Origin of the sequence: uncultured Abyssibacter sp. (genome assembly GCF_964000955.1) — a bacterium.
GTDB lineage: Bacteria > Pseudomonadota > Gammaproteobacteria > Nevskiales > OUC007 > Abyssibacter.
Map to the genome: position 1 here is coordinate 1 of NZ_CAXFCL010000184.1, position 4045 is coordinate 4045.

The following is a 4045-nucleotide window of genomic DNA, read 5'->3' on the forward strand; positions in this document are numbered from 1 at the left end:
GCATCCACAAGATGGCGCATCTGCCCTTCGACGTGAATTTCGGCACACCGGGGGCGGGCGGCCCACTGGTCACGGCCGGTGGTCTGGTCTTCATCGGCTACACGCTGGATGACCGTCTGCGGGCCTTCGATCTGCGCACGGGTGAAACCCTGTGGCACGCGGAACTGCCCGCGGCCGGCATGGCGCCGCCGATGACCTACGAGGATGGCGGTACGCAATACGTCGTACTGACCGCCGGGGGGCACAGCATGTACGGCTCGACCATGGGCGACTCGGTCGTCGCCTACAAACTCAAGCGCTGATCAGCGTCGGCGGCCGCGATTCGCCACGGCTCCACCCGAGCCGCGCCGCCGTGGTCCGATATCGACAGGGGGAGTCGGTTTTGTTGAAGCCTGTGAAGTGCCGGAGAGGGTGGAAGCGTGTTGCCGCGGGCTGGGCCCTGGTGCTTCCGGTGGTGTTGATGAGTGCCTGTGGTCAGCCAGCGTCGGAAGAGACGGAGGAGACACGCGCCGTCTTGACGGTGGAACTGGTGTCGCCGCGAGTCGAGGTTTGGCCTCAGGTGTTGACCGCCAGCGGAGAAGTGAGCGCCTGGCAGGAGGCCATCGTCGGCGCGGAAGTCTCCGGCGTTCGCTTGCAGGAGACCCTGGTCGAGATCGGTGACGTGGTCAGCAAGGGGCAGCTCCTCGCGCGGTACAACGAGGACATGCTGCGCGCCAGGCTGGCCCGGCTGGATGCGGCATTGGCTGAGGCCGAGGCAACCCATGCCCGCGCCCAGGCGGACCTGGACCGGGCGGATCGCCTGGAACAAACCGCCGCGGTCTCCCGGCAGGTGATCGAGGATTACCGCACCGGCGCCGCGGTCTCGGCGGCGCAGCTGGCATCCGTGAGGGCCCAGCGCGAAGCGCAGGCGCTGGAGCTGGCGCATGCGCGGGTCGTGGCGCCCGATGACGGCGTCATCTCATCAAGATCGGCCACGCTGGGTGGCGTGAGCACGATGGGTGAGGAGCTGTTTCGGCTGGTGCGTCAGAACCGTCTGGAATGGCGCGCCGAGCTGCCTGCCGATGCGATGCCGCGCCTGCAGTCGGGCGCGACGGCGGAACTGGCCGGCCCGGGTGGCGAGACCGTCACCGGCACGCTGCGCCAGCTCTCCCCGACGGTGAATCCGCGCACCCGCAACGGAATCGCCTACGTGGATCTGCCCGTGAATAGCGGCCTGGCCGCCGGCATGTATGTCTCCGGCCGATTCCTGCTCACCTCCAGCGAGGCGCTGGCCCTGCCGCAAACCGCCGTCGTGCTGCGTGACGGCAATCAGTATCTGGTGCGGATCGACGATCAGCAGCGTGCCCGCCGCATCAAGATCACGACCGGTCGCCGGCATGCCGGCCAGGTCGAGATTCTCGAGGGGGCAACCCGCGATCAGCGCTTCGTGAAGGCAGGCGGTGCTTTCCTGTCCGATGGCGACCGGGTGGACATCGTGGCGTCCGGATCATGAATGTTTCCGCCTGGGCGATTCGTCAGCCCACGCCGTCAATCCTGCTGTTCTTCATGCTCACCGCGGCGGGGCTGGTCGCTTTCGCCAAGCTCGGCGTGCAGAGCATGCCGGACATGGAATTCCCGTCGGTCACGGTCACGGCCAATCTGCCGGGGGCGTCACCGGAACAGCTGGAAGCCGAGGTCGCCCGCCCGATCGAGGATTCGGTGTCCAGCATCGGCAGCGTGCGGCATGTGACGACCACCATCAACGATGGCGCGGTGAACATGATCGTGGAGTTCTCCTACGACAAGGAGACCCAGCAGGCCGTGATCGACACCCGCGATGCCATCACCCGCATTCGCTCGACGCTGCCGTCAGCGTTGCAGGAACCCATCGTCGCCCGCGTGGAAATCGCGGGTCTGCCCGTGCTGACCTACGCGCTGTCGTCGGAGGCGATGGACGAGGCGGACCTGTCCTGGTTTGTGGATGATGTGGTCGGCCGCGAGTTGCTGAAGCAGAAGGGCATCGCCCAGGTGCGGCGACAGGGCGGGGTGACGCGCGAGGTTCGGGTGGAGCTGGACCCGGTGCGCTTGCAGGCCCTGCGCGTGACGGCGGGCGAGATCAGCAGCCAGCTCAGCCGCATGCAGCAGGAGGCCCCCGGCGGCCGTGGCGATCTGGGCGGGCTGGAACAATCCGTCCGCACGTTGGGCAAGGTGAGCAGCGCATCGGAACTGGCCGCGATGTCGCTGCCGCTGACCGATGGCCGACGCATCCGGCTGGGTGATGTCGCCGATGTTCGTGATACCCATGCCGAACGGCGCCAGCTGGCGTTGCTGGACGGCGAACCGGTCGTCAGTTTCGAGGTGATGCGCGCCCGCGGTCACGACGAGGTTGGCACCGCCGAGACGGCCCGCAAGGCCATCGCGACGTTGCGGGCCGACTATCCGCACATCGAGTTTGTCGAAGTCTCCAATACCGTGGACTTCAGCCGCTCGGAGTACGAGGTCGCGATGAAGGCGCTCTACGAGGGCTGCATTCTCGCCGTGCTCGTCGTCTGGCTGTTCCTGCGCGACTGGCGGGCCACGCTGGTCTCCGCCGTGGCCCTGCCGCTGTCCATCATCCCGACCTTTCTGGTGCTGTCGATCGTCGGCTACGACCTCAACGTGCTGACCCTGCTGGCGCTGACCCTGGTCATCGGGATTCTGGTCGACGATGCCATCGTCGAGGTCGAGAACATCATGCGGCATCTGCAAATGGGCAAGCCGCCCATGCAGGCCGCGAAGGAGGCCGCCGACGAGATCGGCCTGGCCGTGATCGCGACCACGCTGACCCTGGTCGCGGTGTTCCTGCCCACCGCGTTTGTGAGCGGACTGACCGGCAGTCTGTTCCGGCAGTTCGGCTGGACCGCCGCCGCCGCGGTGATGTTTTCGCTGCTGGTGGCGCGGCTGCTCACGCCGATGATGGCGGCCTACATCCTCAAGCCCACGCCGGAGCAGCACGGGGATGGCGCGTTGATGCGTCGTTACCTGGTCTCGGTACGCTGGTGCCTGGAACACCCGGTGTCCACGGTCGTGGGGGCTGGTGCGTTCTTCGCCGGCTCGGTGTTCGTGATCAGCCAGTTGCCGATGGCCTTCATCGCCGCGCAGGACACCTCCACCGAGGTCGCCATCGTCGAGGCGCCGCCCGGCAGCTCGCTGGAACAGACCCGCGCGCTGGCCGAGGAGGCCCGGCGCCGTCTGCTTGAACTGCCCAACATTCCGTCGGTTTACACGACCATCGGAGCCGGTGTGCAGACCGGCAACATGCGTGCCGACAACGCGGCGGCGGAGGTGCGCAAGGCGCAGCTCACGGCACGGCTGCTGCCACCCGATGAGCGCACGCGCGGCATTGACGAAATCCGCATCGCGATGCGGGATGCGCTGGCGCCGATTCCTGGCGCGCGGATCAGCATCGGTCGCGGCCTGCTGGGCGAGAAGATGAACCTGCTGCTGGCCAGCGACGAGCCGGACCTGCTGCTCAAGGCCGCGCAGGATGTCGGCGCCGAGCTGCGCACATTGCCGAATGTGGGCATCGTCACGTCGACGGCCAGCCTGATGCGGCCGGAAATCGTCATCCGCCCGGATTTCGCCCGGGCCGCGGAGCTGGGCATCACCTCGGAGGCGATTGGCCGCGCCGTGCGCATCGCCACCGTGGGTGATTACGACTTCAACCTGCCGCGGCTGAATCTGCCGGGGCGCCAGGTGTACGTCCGCGTGCAGCTTGACCCGTCGGCGCGGACGAATCCCGACATGATCGGGCAGCTGCGAATCAACAGCGCTCAGGGCGCTCCGGTCCCGCTGCGCAACATCGCGGACATCGAGATCGCCGGCGGGCCGGCCCAGATCGACCGCTACGATCGGCGCCGCGTGGTCACCTTGTCGGTGGGCCTGAACGGCCAGCCGGTTGGTGACGTGTTGAAGGCGGCGCAGGCTCTGCCGTCGATGCAAAACCTGCCGCATGGCGTGGAACTGGTGCTGTCCGGCGATCTGGAATACATGTCCGAGATGATCGGCGGTTTCTCGTTGGCGATGC

At 67.4% G+C, this 4045-nt stretch carries 3 protein-coding genes; all 3 read left to right on the forward strand.

Features of this window, described 5'->3' with window-relative positions; translation table 11 throughout:
* On the forward strand, positions 1 to 302 hold a 302-nt coding region (locus ABNS06_RS08860; RefSeq protein ID WP_348673994.1), incomplete at its 5' end, for a PQQ-binding-like beta-propeller repeat protein.
* A gap of 218 nt (positions 303 to 520) precedes the next feature.
* Entirely contained in the window at positions 521 to 1492 is a 972-nt protein-coding gene (locus ABNS06_RS08865) for an efflux RND transporter periplasmic adaptor subunit (RefSeq protein ID WP_348673997.1), read from the forward strand.
* The coding region (locus tag ABNS06_RS08870; RefSeq protein WP_348673995.1) for an efflux RND transporter permease subunit at positions 1489 to 4045 on the forward strand (2557 nt) is incomplete at its 3' end. The genes ABNS06_RS08865 and ABNS06_RS08870, both read left to right, overlap by 4 nt.